The following is a 20640-nucleotide window of genomic DNA, read 5'->3' on the forward strand; positions in this document are numbered from 1 at the left end:
TTCGGCGACCTTTTGGTCGCCGTTTTTTTACCCATCAACAACAAAAACCCAACCTAGCCCCTACTTTTCATCTGCCTTTGTTGGCAAAATAAGGCCCCCGATGAAACCAGACAGGGGATGCATCTCCCTGCGGTTCCGCCACAATAACAATCAGCAAACAGATCGGAGCTTACCCTTATGGCCCGCAAACACGCCCAGGTCGTGGACAGTGAAGTGGAATTTCCCGCCGACGTGCAACTCGTCTCCACCACGGATCTGCGCGGCGTCATTACCTACGCCAACCCCGCCTTCTGCCGCATCGCCGGTTACCAGGTCGATGAACTGGTCGGCCACAACCACAACCTGGTTCGCCACCCCGACATGCCCAAGGCCGCCTTCGCCGATCTCTGGGATCGCCTCAAGGAGGGCAACCCCTGGCGGGGAGTGGTGAAAAACCGCTGCAAGGATGGCCGCTATTACTGGGTCGACGCCTACGTCACCCCCATCTACGAGCACGGCAAGATAAGCGGCTACCAGTCGGTGCGCTGCAAGCCCGACCCCCAGCTCAAGCAGGCTGCCGCCCAGGCCTATCGGGCCCTGCTTTCGGCCGAGCAACGGGGCACCCCGGCCCGCCCCTCGCTGCGCCGTTTCAGGCCGCTGATGCTCGGCCTGCCGCTGCTGGCGCTGCTGGTCTGGGCCGCCCTCACCCAGGGCCCCCTCACCGCGCTGCTGATGCTGCTCCCCCCACTCGTCATTGCGGGCGCCTACTGGCGCGAGCTCATCGCCTTGCCCCGCTATCTCAGGCAGCTCGGTCAGCAATATGACAGCCTGACCCGGCTGGTCTATTCGGGGGATGCCCCGGGTGCCATCGCCGATTTTCACCTGAAGATGCTGCAGGCCCGGATCCGCACCGTGCTGGGGCGGGTCGACGATGCCACCCATCCGCTTCAGGCCCTGGCAACCGATCTGCAGGACTCCTCACACCGCGCCTTCCTCGACATCAACGAGCAGGATGCCCAGACCCAGCAGATGGCGGCCGCCATGACCCAGATGGCCAGCACCGCACACGAGATTGCCCGCAATATCCAGGACACCAACGGCCAGGTGACCGAGGCACGCAGCAGTTGCCAGAGCACGGTGGAACAGCTGGACCAGACCCAGCAGCAGATGACCAGGCTGGCCAGCCAGGCGGAGCAGGCCTTCCACTCCGCGGTGGAGCTCGCCAGCGAGTCGGAGCGCATTGGCAGCGTGATGGGTGAAATCCAGGGCATCGCCGAGCAGACCAACCTGCTGGCCCTCAACGCCGCCATCGAGGCCGCCCGTGCCGGCGAGCAAGGGCGCGGCTTTGCGGTGGTGGCGGACGAGGTGCGCACCCTGTCGACCCGTACCCACAAGGCGACCGAGCAGATCCAGGGCAGCATCAGCCAGATCCAGCACACCCTGGAACGCTGGCAGGGCATGATGCAGGACAACCTGGCCCAGACACGGGAATGTGTCGAGATGACCCGCCAGGGATCAGGCAACCTGCACCTGGTGCTGGGGGAAATCGATCAGGTGACCGAATTCTCCACCCAGATCGCCGCCGCCGCGGAGCAGCAGCAGGTGGTGGTGGAGGAGATCAGCCGCAACATCCACCAGATCTCCGAATACTCCCGCGCCAACAGCCAGAAGATCCAGGCGGTGGACGACTCCAGCCAGGAGCTGCTCAGGCGGGCCCGCGAGCTCAGGGGACTGAGCCAGACCTTCGGCTGACAGATTGCAAGCCCCATGACAGAAGCGCCACAATGGCGCTTCTGTTGTTTTTGACGAGCCATCATCATGAGAACGAACGCGCCCCCTCTGGACAAGACGGCCCGCATCGAGGCGATCCTCGCCCTGATCCCCCCCGGCCGCGTGGTGAGCTACGGCCAGGTGGCGGATCTCGCGGGCCTGCCCGGACGGGCACGACTGGTGGGAAAAGTCTTGCGGGAGACCGACAAGGTGCTGCCCTGGCACCGGGTGCTGGGGGCGGCAGGCACCATTTCGCTGCCAAAAGGATCCGCAGGCTTTGACAAGCAAGCGGGGCTGCTGCAGGAGGAGGGGGTGCCCGTGATTGGCGGGCGGGTCAGGATGCGGGAGTGGCAGTGGCAGCCCGACCTGGCCGAGCTGCTCTTTCTGGTTCCCTTCTGACGAGGCTGGCACGCCCCGAAGGGATGGGGGCTCTTGCAACAAAGGGAGGGCCTCTGTGGTCGCCCTACGTCACGTTCTCTTCCCTAGTCGCCGGCAATGGGCCCCAGAATGTCATCGCTGCGCACCTGTACCGGGATGGTCTCATCCTCCCGTTGCAAGAGCACCAGCAGACTCTGTCTGTCCACCTCCAGCACATAGGCTGTCCCTTCACGGGTCAGGCAGGTCATGCCCGGCCGGATTTCATGTATCTCCATGACAACTCCCTGTCTTGCGCTGCCATCCATGCAGCCATTCCAGTATATCGCCATCCACCAACAAAGAAGCCCCTCGCAAGGGGCCTCTTTCATCATGCTGTGAGCGGCGTCGCCATCAGGCTTTCTTCGCCTTGGGCAGGCTCTCCTGCCATTTTCCGTTGTCGTAATGGGCTGTCCAGCCGGTCGCCTTGCCGTTGACCTCGGTCATCACGTACTGCTCCTTGGTCTTGCGGCTGAAGCGCACCACGGAGGCGTTTCCGTCAGGATCTGACGCCGGGGCGTCCGCCAGGTACTGGTGCTTGGGGGAGAGGCGATCGCGGAAGCGCTTGAGCTCCTCCACCAGGGGCGCACGGGTCTCGCGGGATTTGGGGAAGTTGCTGGCGGCCAGGAAGAGGCCGGCGGCGCCGTCCCGCAGCACGAAGTGGGCGTCGGACTGGGTGCATTTCAGCTCGGGCAGGGGTACCGGATCCTCTTTCGGCGGCGCAATGTCGCCATTTTTCAGGATCTTGCGGGTGTTCTTGCAGCTCTCGTTGGTGCAACCCATGTATTTGCCGAAACGGCCGTTCTTGAGCTGCATCTCGGAGCCGCAGCGATCGCACTCGATGCTCGGCCCTTCGTAGCCCTTGAGCTTGAACTGCCCCTGCTCCACCTCGTAGCCATCGCAATCCGGGTTGCGACCGCAGACGTGCAGCTTGCGGCTGTCGTCGATGATGTAGGCGTCCATGGCGGTGCCGCAGATCCCGCAGCGATGCTTGGCACGCAGGGCATCGGTTTCCGCCTCGTCCCCGTCGGTGGCGGAGACGAACTCGTCCGCACTGACCAGGTTGATGGTCTTCTTGCAGCGCTCCTTGGGCGGCAGGGCATAGCCGGAGCAGCCGAGGAAGACGCCGGTGGTGGCGGTACGGATACCCATCTTGCGGCCACAATCCGGGCAGTCGATGTCGGTCAGCACCATCTGGTTGGCACGCATGCCTCCCTCTTCATGGGGCTTGTCGGCCTGCTCCAGCGCCTGGGTGAACTCCGCGTAGAAGGCGTCGAGCACCTTCTTCCACTCCAGGCTCCCCTCGGCAATGCCGTCGAGCTTGTCTTCCATCTTGGCGGTGAACTCGTAGTTCATCAGCTCGACGAAGTTTTCCACCAGGCGGTCGGTGACGATCTCCCCCATCTTCTCGGCGAAGAAGCGGCGGCTCTCGACCCGCACATACCCACGGTCGACGATGGTGGAGATGATGGAGGCGTAAGTGGACGGACGGCCGATGCCGCGCTTTTCCAGCTCGCGTACCAGGGCCGCTTCGGTGAAGCGGGCGGGCGGCTTGGTGAAGTGCTGGCGCGGATCCAGCTTGACCAGTTTCAGCACCTCGCCGACGGTCACCGCCGGCAGCTGGCTGTCTTCACCCTTGCGGCCCATGGGCGGCAGGGCCTTGGTCCAGCCGGCGAAGCGCAGGGTGCGACCGCGCGCCTTGAGCTCGAACTCCCCTGCCTTGACGGTCAGGGTGGAGGAGTCGTACTGGGCCGGGGTCATCTGGCAGGCGACAAATTGGCGCCAGATGAGGTCATAGAGCCGCATGGCATCGGGCTCCATCCCTTCCAGCATCTCGGCAGTCACCTGGACGCTGGAGGGGCGGATCGCCTCGTGGGCCTCCTGGGCATTGGCCTTGGCGCCGTAGAGGTTCGGATCGCTCGGCAGGTAGGCTGCGCCATACTGCTCGCCGATGTATTCCCGCACCGCGTCCACCGCCTCTTTGCTGAGGTTGGTGGAGTCGGTACGCATATAGGTGATGTAACCCGCTTCATAGAGACGCTGGGCCATCATCATGGTCTTCTTGACCCCGAAGCTCAGACGGGTAGAAGCCGCCTGCTGCAGGGTGGAGGTGATGAAGGGAGCGGACGGCTTGGAGCCGGTCGGCTTGTCTTCACGGTTGACCACCTTGTAGTCGACCCCTTCCAGGGCCGCCACGGCGGCGAAGGTCTCGGCCTGGGTCACCGGCTTGAAGTCGGCTCCGTTGCGGCTGACCACCTCCATGCGCAGCTCGCTCTTCTCGGCGGTGAGCAGGTCGGCGTTGAGATCCCAGAACTCCACCGGCACGAACGCCTTGATCTCCCGCTCCTTGTCGACGATGAGGCGCACCGCGACGGATTGCACCCGACCGGCGGAGAGGCCGCGGGCCAGCTTCTTCCACAAGAGCGGGGAGACCATGTAGCCCACCACCCTGTCGAGGAAACGACGGGCCTGCTGGGCGTTGACGCGATGAATGTTCAGCTCGGACGGCTGGGCGAACGCCTCCTGGATGGCGCTCTTGGTGATCTCGTTGAACACCACGCGCTTGTAGCGGCTGTCGTCGCCACCGATGATCTCGCGCAGGTGCCAGGCGATCGCTTCCCCCTCTCTATCCAAGTCGGTTGCGAGATAGATGGTGTCAGCCTTGGCGGCCAGACTTTGCAACTCGCTGACCACTTTTTCCTTGCCGGGCAAAATCTGGTAGTTGGCCTGCCAGCCTGCGGTCGGGTTGATGCCCATCCTTGAGAACAGGGCGTTGCGATCCTTGGCCGCCTTCTCGGATTCGCTGAGCTTGATGCCGCGAATGACAGGTTTTTTGGGCTCGGTGCTGGCGCTGCCGCTGGTCGGCAGATCGCGCACGTGGCCTACGCTGGATTTCACCACGTAGTCCTTGCCCAAATATTTGTTGATGGTCTTGGCCTTGGCCGGAGACTCCACGATGACCAGTGATTTGCCCATGCTGTAACTATTATCCTCATTGCACCCGACGGGGTTGGCGTGCGGTTTTGTGGGGCTGTATAAGAGATTTGACGGGAAAAAGCAATCTTGCGGGTCAATTTGCCCGACAGCCCGAACCGCCCTGCTTCTTTATTTATTAATGCGAAGCCGGGGCGCGGGAAGCAACCGCTTTTTTGTTTTTATGCTATATCCCCCCCTTTTTTAGATTGGAAATGACATATCCAGCCACCCTTGTGACATAAAAACCCATTCTGGTTATCAGCTTGTTACAAAGGATGAAATCTCTTTATAATGGCCGCACACCGCAGCTTTGTGCGCGGAAGGAACCGCTCCCCATATAAAAATCGAAAGGATGTGATCATGAAGCACTTCGAGGTCAACTTCGACGGCCTGGTCGGCCCCACCCACAACTATGCCGGCCTCTCCTATGGCAACGTCGCCTCCCAGAGCAACGCCAAAGAGGCCTCCAACCCCAAGGAAGCGGCCAAGCAGGGGCTGCGCAAGATGAAGGCGCTGACCGACCTCGGCATGGTGCAGGGCGTGCTGGCTCCTCAGGAGAGACCGGATCTCGCGACCCTGCGCCGCCTGGGCTTCACCGGCAACGACGCCAGCGTCCTGGCCCAGGCCGCCAGACAGGCTCCCGCCGTGCTGGCCGCCTGCTATTCGGCCTCCAGCATGTGGACAGCCAACGCCGCCACCGTCTCCCCGAGCGCCGACACCCAGGATGGCCGCATCCATTTCACCCCCGCCAACCTGACCAACAAGTTCCACCGCTCCCTGGAGCCCGAGGTGACCGGGCGCATCCTGCGGGCCGTGTTCAACAACGATCGCCACTTCTATCACCACCAACATCTGCCGGAGAACGACCACTTCGGTGACGAAGGCGCCGCCAACCACACCCGGCTGTGCCGCGCCTATGGCGAAGCAGGGGTCGAGCTGTTCGTCTATGGCCGCAGCGCCTTCGACGTCTCCCAGCCCGCCCCCAAACGCTATCCGGCCCGCCAGACCCTGGAAGCGAGCCAGGCCATCGCCCGCCTGCATGGCCTGGGGGATGAGAGCGCGGTCTTCATTCAGCAGAACCCGGACGTGATCGATCAGGGGGTGTTCCACAACGATGTCATCGCGGTGGGCAACCAGAACGTGCTCTTCTTCCACCAGCAGGCGTTCCTCCATACCGAGGCGGCGCTGGCCGAGGTGCGTACCAAGTTCGGCGACGGGGAACTGCACTTCATCGAGGTGCCGACCAGCGAAGTGTCGGTGCAGGATGCGGTGAAATCCTACCTGTTCAACACCCAGATCCTCACCCTGCCATCCGGCGAGATGGCGATCATCGCCCCCACCGAATGCCGCGACAACCCGGCTGTGTCCGCCTATCTGGCCAGGCTGGTGACCCAGGGCACCCCCATCAAGGACGTCCACTACATGGACGTGAAGCAGAGCATGAGAAACGGCGGCGGCCCCGCCTGTCTGCGCCTGCGGGTTGCCATGAACGACACCGAGCTCGCCGCGGTCAACCCGGCCTGCCTCATCACCGACAACCAGTTTGCCCGCCTGGATCAGTGGGTCGAGAAGCACTATCGCGACAGCCTGGCGCTGGACGATCTGCGCGACCCGTCCCTGGTGCTGGAGACCCGCACCGCCCTGGACGAGCTGACCCAGATCCTGAAACTGGGTTCCGTCTACCCCTTCCAGCGCTGAGAATCTGTCACGATCTGACTGCCAGGTCGCGTTCAAGACTCCTGCACTGCTCTTTATCTTGCTGACGGCTTCTCGCGACAGCTCGTAGACAGGTGCCAAGCCGCCACAAAGCCATCAAAAAGCCGGGCAATGCCCGGCTCTCTTTTTTCATTCAACAAGACGCCTCAGCGCCAGGGGCTCTGCTGCCACAGCCGGCCAAGGCCGGCCTCCAGCCCCAGTGCCGCCTGCTTGCCAAGCTTCTGGGTCAGGCTCCTGGGTTTGCTGTAGCGGATGCCGACCACCTTGTGATGGCTGGCCTGAGCCAGCAGGTAGTCATCGCTGGTGCAAAGCGCATCCACCAGACCGAGCTGCTTGGCCTGGCTCGCCAGCCAATGCTCGCCGGTGGTCACCTTGTCGATGTCGAGACCGGGTCTGTGCTCGGCCACGAAGGCCTTGAACTGCTCGTGGATGGCCCCCAGCTCCTCGCGAAACTTCTCCCGCCCCAGATCGTCGTTCTCGCCGAACATGGTGATGGTGCGCTTGTACTGACCTGCGGTGTGCATCTCGAATTCGATGTCGTGCTTCTTGAGCAGCTTGTTGAAGTTCGGCATCTGGGCAATCACCCCGATGGAGCCGACGATGGCGAACGGCGCCGCCAGGATCTTGTCCGCGACGCAGGCCATCATGTAGCCACCGCTCGCCGCCACCTTGTCGATGGCCACGGTCAGCGTGATGTCCTTGTCCCGCAGCCGCTGCAACTGGGAGGCGGCCAGGCCGTAGCCATGCACCACGCCGCCGCCGGATTCGAGGCGCAGCAGCACCTCGTCCCCGGGCCGGGCCACGCCTATCACGGCACTCACCTCTTCCCGCAGGGAGGCCACTTCCTTGGCATCCATGCTGCCGTTGAAGTCGATGACGAACAGCCGGCTGCGCTCATCCTCTCCCTTGGCTTTGGCCTTGTGCTCGGCCTTGCGGGTCTTCTCCATCTGCTTGCGCTCGGCCTTGCCCGCCAGGGCTGCCTGCAGTTGATGGCGCCCCTGCTCCAGCTCGCCGGAGAGATCGGTCACCACCAGCTCCCCCTTGCGGGATTTGGGCTGGCGGCTGCTCGCCACCATCAGGATGACGGCGCCGATGGCCAGCAGGAAGGTGAGGGTCTTGGCCAGAAACAGGCCGTATTCGGTCAAAAATGCCACTTGATGCTCCGCGCTATGTCCGGTTTTTTCACATAGTAAGGAGTTTGCCCCCCTCGCGCAAAAACTCTGCCATCTCCCGTGCCAAGGACGGAGGGATCGACGCTATCGCCCTGTTTTATTCACATTGTTGCCGTCTCATACTGGTCAACTGCCGGGCCGGGTCAGTACACTTGCCCACTCGATTCGTTGCGCCAAGCCGCCAGGCATTGTTAACAGGAGTCCACATGCTCGACTATCAGGCCCCCCGTGATCTGCTCAAGGACAAGGTCATTCTGGTGACGGGTGCCGGTGACGGCATCGGCCGCGAAGCGGCCCTCACCTATGCGGCCCACGGCGCCACCGTGATCCTGCTCGGGCGTACCAGTGCCAAGCTGGAGGCGGTCTACGACCAGATTGAAGCGGCCGGTCACCCCCTGCCCGCCATCGTGCCGGTGGACTTGAAAGGGGCTACTGCCGCCCACTACCGCGGCATGGCGGAGACCTTCGCTCAGCAGTTCGGCCGCCTCGACGGCGTGCTGTTCAACGCCGGGCTGCTCGGCACCCTGTCGCCGTTCGAACACATTCAGGAGCAGGAGTGGGACGAGGTGATGCAGGTCAACGTCAAATCCGAATTCCTGCTGACCCAGGCGCTGCTGCCCCTTATTCGCCAGACCGCCAAGGAGCACGGCGAGGCGTCCATCGTCTACACCTCCTCCAGCGTGGGCCGCAAGGGGCGCGCCTACTGGGGCACCTATGCCATTTCCAAGTTCGCCGTCGAAGGCATGATGGAGGTGCTGGCGGACGAGCTGGAGAACACCAGGGTGCGGGTCAACACCCTCAACCCGGGCGGCACCCGCACCAGGATGCGGGCCAGCGCCTTCCCGGCGGAAGATCCGCAAACCCTCAAGACCCCGGCCGATCTGATGCCCCTCTATCTCTACCTGATGGGGCGTGACAGTCAGGGCCAGAGCGGCAAGACCTTCGTGGCCCAGCCCAAATAAATCAACAAATCAACCGGATGGGATTACAGTGAAGAGGGGGTGCCAAGGCGCGCCCTGTTGAATCCCATCGGCCCCAGACAGGTTGCACTATGTTTCGTCCCAAGAGCACGTTTGAGCAATGGCGGATCTTTCAGGCGGTGGTGGACTGCGGCGGTTATGCCCAGGCTGCCGAGGCGCTGAACAAGAGCCAATCCTCCCTCAATCATGCGGTTGCCAAGCTGCAACAGAGTCTGGGGGTGGCCCTGCTGGAGGTGCGGGGGCGCAAGGCGGTGCTGACGCCGGCGGGGGAGATCTTCCTCAAGCGGGCGCGCCAGCTCAGCCAGCAGGTGGAAGAGCTGGAGAACCTGGCCAACAACCTGGAGCGGCAGTGGGAGCCGCAGATCAACCTCTATGTGTCCGTGGTCCAGCCGCGGGAGCGCCTCTACCGGGCGCTGGCCCACTTCTATCCCCGCAGCCGCGGTTGCCGCATCAACCTGCACGAGCGGATCCACTGCCACTTCAATGCGCTGCAGGCGGGAGATCTGATGCTCTCCGAGCACCTGCCCCAGGATCGCACCGGCCTGCCGCTGGACGAAGTCTGTCTGCTTCCTCTGTGCGCAGCGGGCCACCCCCTTGCGGAGCAGGGAGAGCCCATCACCGCCGAGGTGCTGGCCAGCCACAACCAGATAAGCCTGCATCCCCCCATCCACCGCTCGGTGGACTGGAACGATGCGGACGACACCGGCTGGAAGGCGACCCACTATCATGAGGTGCTCAACATGGTGCGCCTTGGCATGGGTTACGCCTGGGTGCCCCGCCACCTGGTGCAGGAGGAGCTCGCCGAGGGCTCGCTGGTGCAGCTCGATCTCACCGGCGGCAACGAACGCTATCTCTACACCTACCTGCTCACCCCCTCGGTGGAGGCGCTGGGGCCGGCGGCCGAGCTGTTGCTGCGCTGCCTGCGCATCGAATACCAGGGAGACAACCCCAGGTAAGGCCGCTTCTTCCCCGCACGACCGGGGCACTGGTGCCGGCACAGCCGGGCATCGGCTCCCTTTTGCATCCCCTATACGTTGGGGACCCGCCAACAGGCGGCCAGCGCCATCAGCGCCAGGGCCGCCGCCACCATGAAGACCCCGTGGAAGCTCCAGAGCTCCGCCACCGTCCCCGCGATGGCCCCCGCCATGATGGAACCGGTGCGGATGCTGTTGGAAAAGAGCGTGGTCGCCACCCCGGCGCGCCCCGGCATCAAGTCCTGGAAATAGGACATGCCGATGCCGGCCACGATGCCGATGAAGATGGCATTGAGCAGTTGCAGCGCAATGAGGGCATGCTGGCTCGACAGGGTCACGAGACCGCCATAGAAACCGACCCCGGCCAGCACCGCCAGCAGCATCATGGGCCGCTTGCCAAAGCGCCGGGTGTAGTAGCCCGCCAGCAGCATGAAGGGGATCTCCAGGGCCGCCGCCGTGCCCATCAGCAAACCGGCCAGTTTTTCCTCCAGCCCCAGCTCGCGGGTGATGTAGAGGGGCATGTTGATGAGGTACATGCTGTTGCAGGTCCACATCAGGGTGGAGGCGATGAAGAGCGCCCGCACCGACGGATCCCGCCAGCTGCTCACCCGCTCCACCTCGCTGTCCATCACCGGCAGCGGCAGGGAGGGAAGCCAGCGCCACACCACGAAGGCGCAGATGACATAGGCCAGCGCCGAGGCCAGATACATCACCTTGAAGCCGTAGCCGATGGCGAGCGCGAAGGCGATGGGCGGCCCTATCACCCAGGCCAGGGAGAACTGGGCCCGCAGCACCGAGCTGAACATGTCGGCCTGTTTGTTGCGGCTGTCGGCGTATTCCCGCGCCAGGGCGAACAGCTGCGGGCTGGCGGTGGCGGTCAGGCTCGCCAGCAGCACCCCCAGGCTCACCAGCAACCAGTACTGCCGGTTCCAGGCAAACAGCAGGGAGAGCACGATGCCGGCAAAGCAGCAGCGCAGGATCAGCTGCTTGCGATCCCCCTTGTTGTCGGAGCGGTGGCCGAGCCACTGGCTGATGAGGATGCCGATCACCGCGTTCACCGTGTAGAAGAGCCCCACCAGGAAGGGGCGCACCTGCACCTCCTCGGCCAGAAACAGGCTCAAGGTCGGCACCTGCAGCGCCACCGCCACCCCGGTCATGAAGGTCACGGCGAGAAACGAGAGAGAGACGGGATCCGGCCTCTTGCGGGCAACAGACAGCAAACTCATAGAGATACCATTGATATGGAAGAAAAAAAGGAGCCAGATGCGGGCGGGCTTGGCGTATGGCGGCGGCTATTTTATGTCATTATCAACAGCCACCTCAAGGGTTGCGGGGGGGCGTCCAAGTCCGTACATTGGAAGCCCATCCAGCGCCAGTACAAGGATTTAACATGTTTGATTTTGACCGGGAAATAGATCGCAGCGGTACCATGAGCCTGAAATGGGACAAATACAAGGGTCAGGATGTCCTGCCCATGTGGGTCGCAGACACCGACTTCGTCTCTCCCCCCGCCGTACTGGAGGCCCTCACCAAACGGGTCGCCCACGGCATCTTCGGCTATTCGCGCCCCTCTCCCCGGCTCATCGAACTGATCGTATCGCGTCTGGCCAGCCGCTATGGCTGGACCATCCAGCCCGAATGGCTCGTCTTCCTGCCCGGGGTGGTGCCGGGCCTCAATCTCGCCTGCAAGGCCTGGAGCCAGCACGGGCGCGGCATCATCACCCCCAAGCCGGTCTACTACCCCTTCCTGCAGGCACCGGGCTTCAATGACCGCCCCCTGCTCACCGTCCCCGTGGTGGAGGAAGAAGGCCGCTGGGTGCTGGATCTCGAAGAGCTTGAGCGTCAGGCCCCCTCGGCGGATCTGCTGCTGCTGTGCAACCCCCACAACCCGGGTGGCACCGTCTTCACCCGGGAAGAGCTGCTGGCCATCGACGCCATCGCCGAGCGCCACAACCTGGTGATCTGCTCCGACGAAATCCACTGCGACCTGCTGCTGGACAAAGATGCCCGCCACATCCCCTATGGTGCCCTGAGCCCGGAGGCGGCCGAACGCTCCGCCGTCATGATGGCGCCGAGCAAGACCTTCAACATCGCGGGGCTGTGCTGCTCCTTCGCCGTGATCCCCAATGCCCGCCTGCGACTCAAGCTGCAACAGGCGATGCGCGGCATCAGCGCCGACGTCAATCTGCTGGGGTTCGTGGCGGCCGAGGCGGCCTATGAGGGGGGCGAGCAGTGGCTGAATGAACAGCTCGACTACCTGGCCGGCAACCTGGCCCTGATCGAGCAGGCCGTGGCCCGCTGGCCCGGCGTCAAGCTGGCCCGCAACCAGGCCACCTACCTCGCCTGGATCGACATGAGCGCCCTGGGCCTGGACGATCCCGTCGCCTTCTTCGAACAGGCGGGCGTGGGTCTCTCCCCCGGTGCCCAGTTCGGCAACGGCCAGTTCGTGCGGCTCAACTTTGGCTGCACCCGGGCCCGTCTCACCGAGGCCCTGGCCCGCATGGAGAAAGCCATTCTCCAGACCCGCTAGCGAACCGTCCCGGGCGGCGGCCCCAGGCCGCCCGGTGTGCGCAAAAGCGGTAAAATCCGTTCAGCTTCCCGTCTGATACGGATAAGATGAGGCTCATCACCGGATGAGCCCGCCTCCTCCTTATGTTCAGCCACGGTTTCGGTCCACTATGCGCCCATTCGCCTTCTCTGCCCTGTTGCGTCTGCCACGTACCGCCCTGCCCTGGCTTGCGGCCGTGCTGGCGCCCTCCCTCTTCGCCTCCCCCGCCTATGTCACCATCGGTACGGGAGCCCTCAACGGCGTCTACTACCCCACAGGGGGGGCCATCTGCCGCCTGCTCAACGAGGAGAGTGCCCGCCACGGCCTGCACTGCACGGTGCAGAGTACCTCGGGCTCCATCGCCAATCTGGCGGCGCTCGCCAAGGGAGAGGTACAGCTCGCCCTGATGCAGTCGGATGTGCTCTACCATGCGGTGCACGGCAGCGGCCCCTTCGCGGGCCAGGCCCCGGACGATCAGCTGCGCAGCCTCTTGCGGCTCCACAAGGAGTCCCTGACCCTGATTGCCAGCGCCACCAGCAACATCACCACCCTGGCCGACATCAAGGGCAAGCGGGTCGATGTCGGCGCCCCCAACTCCGGGGACAGGGTCACCAGCCGGGCCCTGCTCGATGCCATGGGGTGGCGGATCGCCGACTTCAGCCGCCCGCCCGTGATCTCCGCGGGCAACCGGCTGGAGGGGCTCTGTGACGGCACCCTGGATGCCGCCTTCGTGGTCGCCGGTCACCCCAATCAGGCCATCGGCGATCTCACCGGCCGCTGTCAGGCCCGCCTCATTCCCATCGAGGGGGAACAGGTGGACAAGCTGCTCAAGCAGCACCCCTACTATGATTGCAGCCGCATTGGCGCCAACCTCTATCCGGGGCAGACAAGCGGCGTCAATACCTTCGCCGTCACCGCCGAACTGGTGGCGCTGGCCAGTCTGCCCGAGAGCGAGGTGCACACCCTGCGGGACGTGCTGAACGAGCGGCTCAAGCAGTTCACCCGGCTGCATCCGGCACTGACCACCCTCACCTGGGAAGGCATGCAGGCGGGTAGCATCGCCCTGCTCCATCCCGGCATGCTGGATGCCGTGCCCACCCTCCCGGCGGACACCCTCACGGCATCCGGTGCCGGGGCGACCTCGGGTGCCCTGCCAACCTTGCCCCCGGCGAGCAGCGCGGCCACACCGACCGATGGGACAGACCCCCTGGAAGGCACCGCGCCACTGGAGGGGTCCGACACCTTGCCGGAGCAGCCGGCCGCCGCGACCCTCTCAACCAGTTCGGGGGCGGCCTCCACCAACCAGGCCCCGGCCCTGACCGAGCCGCCCACACCGGGCAGCGCAACCCTGGCGCCAGGCCATCCCCTGACCCCGCCTGAGGCGCCCGCCTCGGCGGCAACGCCGCTGGAGGCGCCATCACCGCAGGCCATGCCGGCCAGCCCGCCCAACCATGCGGTGGAGACTACAGCCCCCGCCGGGCAATGAACACCAACCAAGAGGCCACCCCAGGGGTGGCCTCTTGGTTATGGGGAACGGGCGCCTGGCCTGTCACGGCGCCTGCAGCAGCGCCGGATTCTGGATCTCCTCCTCCACCCAGTGCAGCAGCTGCTTGATGGCCCGCGACAGCACCTGGTTCTGGCGCACCACGTACCCCAGGCTGGTACCGGGAAAATCGGTGAGCCGGGTCACCGGGGCGGTCAGCTTGAGCCTGGGGTGAAGGGAGAAATCCGGCACGATGGCGACGCCAAAGCCCGCCTCGGCCCAGTCGAGCTGGGCATCCACGCTCCCCACCTCCATGATGCGGCAGCTCGGCAGGCCGAGCAGGGGCAGGGAGGGGTCGATCAATGCCCGGGTCCGGGTGTCGTGCCCCAGCAGGATCAGGGTCGGCTCGTCCAGAGGATCGCTCTCCCCCGAGCTGGCCCGCGCCTGCCAGCGGGCCAGGCCGTGCCCCAGGGCACACCAGGTCACCTGCTGCAACTCGGTGTAGAAGAGCGGCTCGCTGCGCTTTTGTGCCATCACGAAGCCCAGATCCGCCTTGCCCGCCCGCACCAGATCCGCCGCCTGATCCGAGGTGGTGTTGAACAGGGTGAGGTCGATGCCGGGGAAGGCCTGCTTGAAGCGCTGGAACGGCTGGATCAGCAGCAGGCGCGAGATGATGTCGCTGGCGGCGATGGCGAGCGTCCCCTGGCTCAACTGGCTCAGGGCATTGAGATCGGACTGGCAGAGTTGCAGCTCGTTGATGGCGCGCTCGGCGCTTTGCAGCAGCCGCTCCCCCGCCTGGGTCAGGCGAAACGGGCTGCGCTCCACCAGCTTGACCCGGGTCGCCTGCTCCAGGTTCTTGAGGTGCAGGCTCACATTGGGTTGCGTCATGTGCAGTTCGGTGGCCGTCTGGCCGAAGTGCTGCAACCGGGCCAGGGTGACGAAGGTGTGCAGCCAGTGAATGTCCAGCATTGGGTTCCTCTTCTCCCGGGTCGATGGCAGGGCCAGCGCCGCCAGGGCACGGGCACCACGCAAGGGAGCGCGGTGTCGATAATGGCACCGGAATTATATGGCTTCCTTATCGGAATTATAAAGATAATTAATTTTTCTAATCCTCACGGGGCTCCTAGGATGGACGCCTAACGTCTTAGGAGAAAGAGTCATGTCGTCTATCGTAGTCGTAGGTGCTAACTGGGGTGATGAAGGCAAAGGCCGCATCGTCGATTATCTGGCAGGCCAGGCTGGCGCCAGTATTCGTTTCCAGGGCGGCAACAACGCCGGCCACACCGTGGTCAACGATCTGGGCACCTTCAAGCTGCACCAGGTGCCGAGCGGCGTCTTCAACCCGGATTGCCTGGTCGTGCTGGGCCCCGGCATGGTGATCAGCCCCGAGAAGCTCACCGTCGAGCTGGAAGAGGTCAAGGCCTCCGGCGTCATTCCCAAGCTCGCCATCTCTGACCGTGCCACCCTCTGCCTGCCGCTGCACGCGCTGGAAGACACCCTGGAAGAGCAACGCCTGGGTGACGGCGCCTACGGCTCCACCCGTCAGGGCATCGCCCCTGCTTACGGTGATCGGGTCATGAAAAAGGCGATCCTGGTGGGCTGGCTGAAACAGCCGGACGTGCTGGTCGAGCGCATCCAGTTCATGCTGGACTGGAAACTGCCGCAGATGAAGGCTCTCTATCCGGACTTCGAATTCACCCAGACCGCCCAGGAGATGGCCGACTGGCTGCTGGAAGTGTCCGCTCCCTGGCTGGACGCCGTCTGCAACGTCAGCATGCCCCTCAAGGCGCTGCAAGCCGAAGGCAAGACCCTGCTGTTCGAAGCCCAGCTGGGTGCCGGCCGTGATCTCATCTACGGCGAATACCCCTGGGTCACCTCCTCCCACGTTTCCGGCGCCTACGCCGGCATCGGTGGCGGTCTGCCGGGCCTGCGCCCGGAGCGCGTCATCGCCGTGGCCAAGGCATTCAGCTCCTCCGTCGGTACCGGCACCCTGCTGACCGCCATGGAGAACCAGGACGAGTTCCGCAAGATCACCAACGAGTTCGGCGCCACCACCGGCCGTCCCCGTGACGTGGGTTACTTCGATGCCGTCGCCACCAAGAACGGCGTCGAGCTGCAGGCTGCCACCGAAGTGGCCCTGACCAAGCTGGACTGCCTGACCGGTCTGCCGGATCTGAAGATCTGCGTGGCCTACGAAGGTGCCCACACCGAGAACCCGATCTGGCCGCAGACCGCCGCCCTCACCCCCGTCTACGAGAAGATGGAGAGCTGGAGCGAAGACATCAGCGCCTGCCGCACCTTCGCCGAGCTGCCCAAGGCTGCCCAGGACTATGTGCTGCGCATCGAAGCCCTGCTGGGCGTGCCGGTGCCCATGGTCTCAGTCGGCCCGGGCCGTGACGAGATGATCCTGCGCTAAGGCCCCTCGCCTCTCCCAAAAACCGGCATCCCAGGATGCCGGTTTTTTTATGCCCCTCAAAAGCCCCGAACAGCTCACAAAATCCGCTTTACTGGCATAATTTGAGCCATACGGGCACTCTGTTTTGAGCCAGCCCCCTTAGAGTGAATGCCATATTCACACAAAGGAGTGCCCATCATGAGATCCCCCATTATCCCGCTGCTGCCCCTGTTCTGCCTCGCGGCTCTGCCCGCCGGCGCCATGACCCTCAAGAGTACCGACATCCGCGAGGGTGAACCCATGGACAAGGTCTTCAGCTTCAACGGCTTTGGTTGCAGCGGCGAGAACCGCTCCCCCCAGTTGAGCTGGCAGAGCCTGCCCGCCGGCACCCAGAGCGTCGCCATCACCGCCTATGACCCGGACGCCCCCACCGGCAGCGGCTGGTGGCACTGGCTGGTGGTGAACCTGCCGGCCAGCCAGAGCGAGCTGCCGAGCAATGCCTCCGGCAAGCTCAAGCAGGGGCTGGAGCTTGGCACCGACTACGGTACCCAGGGTTATGGCGGCCCCTGCCCGCCCGCCGGTCACGGCATGCACCGCTACCAGTTCACCGTCTGGGCCCTGCCCAAGGCGCTGGAGGTGAAGGCCAACACCCCGCCCGCCATGGTAGGCTACATGCTCAACAGCCTGGCCCTTGGCAAGGCCACCCTGACCGCCACCTTCACCACCCCCTAGGAGCCCGCCCGATGAGCACGCCCCTGCTGCAACTGAATCATTACTTCGGGATCCGCCAGCAGCCCCTGCGCCGGGTGCTCATCTACGCGCCGACCCTCATCTGGGTGCAGCAGGGCCGCAAGCAGCTGTGGTGGCGGGAGCAGCGCCTCTCCTTTGACAAGGAGAGCTGGCTGCTGATCCCGGCGGGTCACCGGCTCACCTTCGTCAACCAGCCGGAGCAGGGCTCGTTTCGCTCCCAGGCGCTCACCCTGCTGGCCCCGCCACCGGCCGAGTGGCTGGCAGAGAGCACCCTCGATCTCCTCAAGCCACCGGCCATCAGGGTGACGTCGGCCCTCGCCTTCTGCTTCGATCTCGTCACCACCATGGCGCAGCGGCAGCTCTGCGAGACGGCCCAGACCCAGCTGCTGCAAGGGTTTTATGGCGAGCTCAGGGAAGCGGGGGGCCTTGGCCTGCTCTTTCCTGCCACCACCATGACCCTGGGGGAACGGCTGGCCCGTTACCTCAGCGTGGAGCCTAGTCTTGATCACCGGCTGGAGACGGTAGCGACCCACTTCGCCATGAGCCGCGCCTCTCTGGTCCGCAAACTGGCCGCCGAGGGGCGCAGCTTTCGCCAGGTGCTGACCCAGGTACGCCTGGGGCACGCCCTCACCCTGCTGCAACAGGGGCTCACGCCGCTTCAGACCGCCCTCGCCTGTGGCTACGACTCCCCCGGCCGCTTTGCCGCGCGCTTCAAGGAGGAGTTCGGCCTGACCCCCCACCAATACCTGCGTACCTGCCCCTCCTCTCTCTCACTGACTGCCACCACAAAAGTAAATAATTACTAAAACACAAAGCTATGTAACCTCGTGTAACCGGGTGATCCGGCTCACACTCGCCCCTCCTGCACTGTGACACAGCGCCAATAATCCCGTCATAATCGCCCTATAATGGCTCTCGCAAACGCTTTCACTAAAATAATCACTAAAAAACACCTTCCTTAACCTACAAAAACTGTCATTGGAGCGAGAGATGTTTCGTAAAAATTTACTTTCCATCACCCTGAGCGTCGCCCTGTTCGGCCTCACTGCCTGCAACGGCAATGACTCCAGCAGCCCGGCCGCCCCCAGCGCCACCCTGGCGAACCAGTATCAGAACGTGATCGACCGCAGCGGCACCCCGCTCCAGTTCCGTGACTTTGACAGCTACGCCAACCTCAAATACAACCCGCTGCTCGATCTCGGCGCCTGGCACGGCTTCCTGCTGCCAGCCAGCGACAGCGAGTGGGGCGGCTTTACCGGCCCCATGGTCATCGCCGAGGAGTACAGCCTGTTCTTCGCAAGGGAATTGGACAAGCTGACCCTGAGCGACGAGAGCGGCCGCGCCTTCCCCCTCACCAGCGCCAGCAAACAGGCGCTGTACGCCATCCCGGGAGCGCTGGTGCAGCGCTTCGATTTCGACCCCTTCACCCTGGAGCTGGAGCTGCGCTACGGCGATGCCCGCACTGCGCTGGTTCGTACCCGCCTCATCAACCACACTGATGCCCCCCTCACCCTCAAGCTCAACTGGCAGGGGGAGCTGCTCAACCAGTGGGATGCCAACAAGACGGTCGCCGAGCAGTACCCCGCCTGGACCCGCACCATCAGCCAGACCGAGCGTGGCGTGGCATTCCAGTTCGGCAAACTGCGCAGCACCTGGAACATCATGCAAAGCGGCAGCGCCAGCTACCGCATCGATCGCACCCTGCCCAGTCGCACCACCCTCGACGAGCAGGGGCTCGGCTACGTGAGCGAGGCCAGCCTCACCCTGGCCGCCAAGGGCCAGCAGGATATCTACACCCTGCAGAGCTATGTCCACAGCAGTGCTGACGCGAGTCGCTTCGAGCGAAGCCGCCAGGCGCTGCTGGCCGACCCCGCCAGCCATTTCGACGACTCCATCCGCCGCTGGGAGGATTACCTGGCGCGCGGCCTCTCCAATCAGGGGATCCCGGAGTCGGAGCGGCGCATCGCGGTCAAGGCGATGGAGACCCTCAACGGCAACTGGCGCTCGCCGGCCGGTGCCATCCTGCACGACGGGGTCACCCCCTCCAACACCGCCCGCTGGTTCGACGGGGTCTGGGCCTGGGACAGCTGGAAGCACGCCTACGCCATGGCCCACTTCAACCCCGAGGTGGCCAAGAACAACGTGCGCGCCATGTATGACTACCAGATCCAGGCCGATGACCCGGTTCGGCCGCAGGATGCCGGCATGGTGATCGACGCCGTCTTCTACAACAAGCTCGCCGATCGCGGTGGCGACGGCGGCAACTGGAACGAGCGCGACACCAAGCCGCCCCTCTCCGCCTGGGCCATCTGGGAGATCTACAGCGCCACCCAGGACAAGGCCTTCATCGCCGAGATGTACCCGAAGATCCAGGCCTATCACGACTGGTGGTACCGGGCGCGGGACAACAACCGCAACGGCATCATCGAATATGGCGCCACCCGTCACGTCGAGCACAACGACGAGTTCGGCAACATCACCTTCAAGGTGCAGTACCCGACGGGGGCACCGGTCGGGCTGGATCTGTCGAGCTGTACCAATGAGGGAGATGGCTGGTATGGCTGCGCCGGCATGGCGCTCTATCAGCAGGTATTGAGCGTTGGCGGCTACACCGACATGGATATCGGCGCCCAGCACGGTGCCGGCTGGGAGTCCGGCATGGACAACGCCGCCCGCTTCGGCTTTATCGAACCGGAGCAGCTCAAGCGCTATGCCGACAAGACCTATGGCGGCGACATGGCCAGGGCGCGCCAGGACTGGAACGTCTTCTTCTTTGAAAACCATCAGGACGATGGCAGCCTCATCGGCTTCTCCATCGATCAGGAGTCGGTGGAGCTCAACGCCTTCCTCGCCAAGGAGAAACGCATCCTGGCCGACATGGCCGAGCTCCTCGGCAAGCCGGACGAGGCGAGCCGCTACCGCGAAGGGGCGACCCAGCTGGCCGATTACATCAACAGCTGCCTGTTCGATGAGGCCTCCGGCTTCTATTACGACCGCCAGATAGCCCAGGGGGATCTGCCCGACGCCAACGGCTGCGTCGGCAAGCTGTTGACCGCCCGCGGCCGTGGCCCGGAAGGGTGGAGCCCGCTCTGGGCCGAGGTAGCGGACAAGGAGAAGGCGGCGCGGGTGCGCGAGGTGATGCTCAATGCCCAGGAGTTCAACACCAGGGTGCCGCTCGGCACGGCGGCACTGACCAACCCGGCCTATGACCCCGACATCTACTGGCGCGGTCGGGTCTGGCTGGATCAGTTCTACTTCGGGGTGAAGGGGCTGGAGAACTACGGCTATCGCAGCGATGCCCAACAGTTCGTCAACAAGCTGTTTGCCAACGCCGAGGGGCTGGCGGGCAGCGGCCCCATCCGCGAGAACTACAACCCGGAGACCGGCGCCATGCAGGGGGCCAGCAACTTCAGCTGGAGCTCGGCCCACCTCTACATGCTCTATCGCAACTTCCTGAAAACCGAGGGTTGATCCCAACCAACC

The 20640-nt window shown here is 64.3% G+C and carries 16 protein-coding genes; 11 read left to right on the forward strand and 5 right to left on the reverse strand.

The genetic code is table 11. The features are described from left to right. The first annotated feature begins 177 nt into the window (after positions 1-177). Both ACPW74_RS13610 and ACPW74_RS13615 read left to right on the forward strand, forming a co-directional pair. Positions 178-1731, forward strand: a complete 1554-nt coding sequence (locus ACPW74_RS13610) for a methyl-accepting chemotaxis protein (protein WP_103243539.1) — start codon at positions 178-180, stop codon at positions 1729-1731. A gap of 66 nt (positions 1732-1797) precedes the next feature. Beyond that, the gene (locus tag ACPW74_RS13615; RefSeq protein WP_039040524.1) at positions 1798-2148 is read left to right on the forward strand and encodes an MGMT family protein; all 351 of its coding nucleotides are present in this window, start codon (positions 1798-1800) and stop codon (positions 2146-2148) included. A gap of 83 nt (positions 2149-2231) precedes the next feature. Here the strand turns inward: ACPW74_RS13615 and ACPW74_RS13620 are convergent, their stop codons facing one another. Together ACPW74_RS13620 and topA are read right to left on the reverse strand one after the other, a co-directional pair. Continuing rightward, the gene (locus ACPW74_RS13620) at positions 2232-2402 is read right to left on the reverse strand and encodes a hypothetical protein (protein WP_164882955.1); all 171 of its coding nucleotides are present in this window, start codon (positions 2400-2402) and stop codon (positions 2232-2234) included. 115 nt (positions 2403-2517) lie between these two features. Next, complete coding sequence (gene topA, locus ACPW74_RS13625) at positions 2518-5139, reverse strand: type I DNA topoisomerase (protein WP_104452510.1); 2622 nt, start codon at positions 5137-5139, stop codon at positions 2518-2520. Positions 5140-5499: 360 nt separating this feature from the next. Here topA and astB point away from each other — a divergent pair, with 360 nt between their 5' ends. After that, positions 5500-6837, forward strand: a complete 1338-nt coding sequence (astB, locus tag ACPW74_RS13630) for an N-succinylarginine dihydrolase (RefSeq protein ID WP_182935399.1) — start codon at positions 5500-5502, stop codon at positions 6835-6837. Between the two features lie 164 nt (positions 6838-7001). Here astB and sohB read toward each other — a convergent pair whose 3' ends face one another. Beyond that, positions 7002-8009 carry a protease SohB gene (gene sohB, locus ACPW74_RS13635; RefSeq protein ID WP_039040521.1) on the reverse strand — a complete coding sequence of 336 codons (1008 nt, stop codon included), beginning with the start codon at positions 8007-8009 and terminating at the stop codon, positions 7002-7004. A 224-nt stretch (positions 8010-8233) separates the two neighbouring features. Here sohB and ACPW74_RS13640 point away from each other — a divergent pair, with 224 nt between their 5' ends. Together ACPW74_RS13640 and ACPW74_RS13645 are read left to right on the forward strand one after the other, a co-directional pair. Continuing rightward, complete coding sequence (locus ACPW74_RS13640; protein WP_039040520.1) at positions 8234-8989, forward strand: YciK family oxidoreductase; 756 nt, start codon at positions 8234-8236, stop codon at positions 8987-8989. 89 nt (positions 8990-9078) lie between these two features. Then, positions 9079-9963 carry a LysR family transcriptional regulator gene (locus ACPW74_RS13645; protein ID WP_042015608.1) on the forward strand — a complete coding sequence of 295 codons (885 nt, stop codon included), beginning with the start codon at positions 9079-9081 and terminating at the stop codon, positions 9961-9963. 71 nt (positions 9964-10034) lie between these two features. Here ACPW74_RS13645 and ACPW74_RS13650 read toward each other — a convergent pair whose 3' ends face one another. After that, on the reverse strand, positions 10035-11207 hold the full coding sequence (locus ACPW74_RS13650) for an MFS transporter (RefSeq protein WP_069652864.1): 1173 nt from the start codon (positions 11205-11207) through the stop codon (positions 10035-10037). A 164-nt stretch (positions 11208-11371) separates the two neighbouring features. Here ACPW74_RS13650 and ACPW74_RS13655 point away from each other — a divergent pair, with 164 nt between their 5' ends. Continuing rightward, positions 11372-12511: a MalY/PatB family protein gene (locus ACPW74_RS13655; RefSeq protein WP_010673889.1), complete on the forward strand. Its 1140-nt coding sequence runs from the start codon at positions 11372-11374 to the stop codon at positions 12509-12511. A 148-nt stretch (positions 12512-12659) separates the two neighbouring features. After that, the gene (locus ACPW74_RS13660; RefSeq protein WP_319892702.1) at positions 12660-14015 is read left to right on the forward strand and encodes a TAXI family TRAP transporter solute-binding subunit; all 1356 of its coding nucleotides are present in this window, start codon (positions 12660-12662) and stop codon (positions 14013-14015) included. 63 nt (positions 14016-14078) lie between these two features. Here the strand turns inward: ACPW74_RS13660 and ACPW74_RS13665 are convergent, their stop codons facing one another. Next, entirely contained in the window at positions 14079-14981 is a 903-nt protein-coding gene (locus ACPW74_RS13665; RefSeq protein WP_043155908.1) for a LysR family transcriptional regulator, read from the reverse strand. A gap of 190 nt (positions 14982-15171) precedes the next feature. Between ACPW74_RS13665 and ACPW74_RS13670 the strand changes: the two genes are divergently transcribed. The 4 genes from ACPW74_RS13670 to ygjK all read left to right on the forward strand — a co-directional run bounded on the left by ACPW74_RS13670 (position 15172) and on the right by ygjK (position 20628). After that, entirely contained in the window at positions 15172-16428 is a 1257-nt protein-coding gene (locus ACPW74_RS13670; RefSeq protein ID WP_042880306.1) for an adenylosuccinate synthetase, read from the forward strand. Between the two features lie 177 nt (positions 16429-16605). Further along, complete coding sequence (locus tag ACPW74_RS13675; protein ID WP_041212601.1) at positions 16606-17139, forward strand: YbhB/YbcL family Raf kinase inhibitor-like protein; 534 nt, start codon at positions 16606-16608, stop codon at positions 17137-17139. A gap of 11 nt (positions 17140-17150) precedes the next feature. Next, the gene (locus ACPW74_RS13680; RefSeq protein ID WP_319892705.1) at positions 17151-17963 is read left to right on the forward strand and encodes a helix-turn-helix transcriptional regulator; all 813 of its coding nucleotides are present in this window, start codon (positions 17151-17153) and stop codon (positions 17961-17963) included. A gap of 184 nt (positions 17964-18147) precedes the next feature. Then, positions 18148-20628 carry an alpha-glucosidase gene (ygjK, locus tag ACPW74_RS13685; protein ID WP_425858211.1) on the forward strand — a complete coding sequence of 827 codons (2481 nt, stop codon included), beginning with the start codon at positions 18148-18150 and terminating at the stop codon, positions 20626-20628. Positions 20629-20640 lie beyond the last annotated feature (12 nt).

It is taken from the genome of Aeromonas sp. INTO2, assembly GCF_049860605.1.
Taxonomy (GTDB): domain Bacteria; phylum Pseudomonadota; class Gammaproteobacteria; order Enterobacterales; family Aeromonadaceae; genus Aeromonas; species Aeromonas caviae.